The organism is Edaphosphingomonas fennica, assembly GCF_003034225.1.
Taxonomy (GTDB): domain Bacteria; phylum Pseudomonadota; class Alphaproteobacteria; order Sphingomonadales; family Sphingomonadaceae; genus Sphingomonas_E; species Sphingomonas_E fennica.
In genome coordinates, this window is the sequence record NZ_PHHF01000022.1 from 1 (window position 1) to 1,999 (window position 1,999).

Below are 1,999 nucleotides of genomic sequence, written 5' to 3' on the forward strand. Positions count from 1 at the left end.
TCAGTCGGGTAGGATTGGTGCTGCTCATGGAGTCAGCCCTGATCCCCCCGCCGAACCGCACGTGCAGCTTTCACCGCATGCGGCTCTCCACTGTGACGAACCATCACTTTGCCGTAGATCGGGCAGGCGGCCTCTGTGAGTATCCCAGTGGCATTGCTCGCACAGGACCACCGTCCTGCGGGCGCGTGCCACCTTCATTCTCACGACAAAACCGCGGTGCGAAACATCGGCCATCCCCCGGATATGGTGCACCTGACACGGAACATCGGATCGACCGCAAGCCTCGCATTGCTTGGCATTCTGACGATCAACCCAGTCCGTACGTGAGTGGGTGAACACCTGCGTCCAAGGCTGGATATCAATCCTGGACGAGGTGGCCGGATCACGTTTCAGATGAGCCAGTTTCCAGACTTTGACCGATCGGGGCTGGCCATCGACGTCGTAGCCGATGGTGAATTCCTGCCCCGTCCTCATGCGGGCCAAGACCGCTCGCACATTGGTTTTGTGCTTGCTGGCCAAGGTCTTGAACAAGCTCCACCGCTGGAGAAACTCAAGCCTGTTCAGCTTGAAGCTCACATCCTTGGCGAGAGCATAGTAGTTCGCAAAACCCCGCAATTCGGCGTTGTAAGCTAGGACGATCTCAACGTCGCTGCAGCTGAGCAGCAGGCTACGATGACGCGGCTTCAACACCGACAGATCACCATAACCTTTTGCAGAAGCGAACGCGTGGACCTTCTCCCAAGGGACATGCAGCTGCATCACTTCCGACGGCGGCCTACGAAGGAAGCTGACGGAACCTTGTCGGCTCCGGACAACCCGTTGGCGTGTCGTATATGTGCGGACCTCATATCCAAGGAAGGCGGCTCCATCGCTCGCCTTGCGGATACCGCTTTTCTCCTCGGACACCGTGAGCGCCAGCGCCTCGGTCAGGAATGCCCTGACTTCGGCGAACACGCTTCGTGCATCCTCCTTGCTACCGATAACCCCAATCATGAAGTCGTCCGCGTAGCGACAGTAACGAAGTCGGCGATAACCGGGGTCCATCGCGTCTCTCGACGGGATGGACCGCTTTTGCGGCAGTAAGGTTTGGATTTTGGCCAAGGAGGCCGCAACCTTCACCTCGTCGACATTGTCTTTGGCCCGCAGCATGGTGACGCGCTTCCGTTGTTTCTGGATGCGCCCAGCCAGTCGCCCATATTCCGGGTTCGTGGCACGGACCTTCCCCCTCTCGAAAGCCGCGATCCGTTCCGCCATGAACATATCGAGTTCATGGAGGTAGATGTTGGCCAAGATTGGAGAGACGATACCGCCCTGCGGAGTGCCGCTGTAGGTCCGGGTGTGAACCCGGTCTTCCATAACACCCGCCTTAAGCATGCTGCCGATCAAGCCGATGAATTTCTCGTCATCGATCCTTTTCCGCAACAGCCGCAGGAGGATGTCGTGGTCGATGTTCTCGAAGAACCCCGCGACATCCACATCTACGAGCCATTTCACCCCCGTCCATACGGCTTTGACGTGTTCAAGCGCCGTATGACACGACCGGCCCGGCCGGAATCCATGGGAGGCGTTCGAGAACACCGGTTCATAGATCCGTTCGAGCAGTTGCCGCGCCACTTCCTGAACGAGGCGGTCGTCGCGCGTGGGAATGCCCAGCGGACGCCGTTTGCCCTTGCCTTTCGGGATAAACACCCGACGCACTGGTTTGGGATCATAGGTCCCTGCCGTCACGCTGGCGATAATCGGGTCGAGGTCTTCCGGTCCGAAGTCCGCGAAGGTCTCGCCGTCAATACCCGGCGTCATCGCACCCTTGTTGGATCCGATCTTCTGGAGCCCCTCCTCCCAAAGGAGGCGAGACCCCATCAGACGATAGAGTCCATTCACCCTTTTGCCCGACGCAACGAGCGCCGGAATGGCCTCCAACCGGCCTTTCACAGTTTCTGGCAGCATCAGCACACCCCATGATCGGTGGTTGAAGAATCACAGCTGCCGCCCTTCCCCC

1 protein-coding gene is annotated in these 1,999 nt (G+C 59.0%); it reads right to left on the reverse strand.

Features of this window, described 5'->3' with window-relative positions; genetic code table 11:
- Positions 1 to 24: 24 nt before the first annotated feature.
- The gene (locus CV103_RS05220; RefSeq protein ID WP_020819409.1) at positions 25 to 1,947 is read right to left on the reverse strand and encodes a reverse transcriptase domain-containing protein; all 1,923 of its coding nucleotides are present in this window, start codon (positions 1,945 to 1,947) and stop codon (positions 25 to 27) included.
- Positions 1,948 to 1,999 lie beyond the last annotated feature (52 nt).

Coding starts and splice junctions, on each gene's coding strand:
- CV103_RS05220 (WP_020819409.1), bottom strand. CDS start 1,947: ATGCTGCCAGAAACTGTGAAAGGCCGGTTGGAGGCCATTCCGGCGCTC.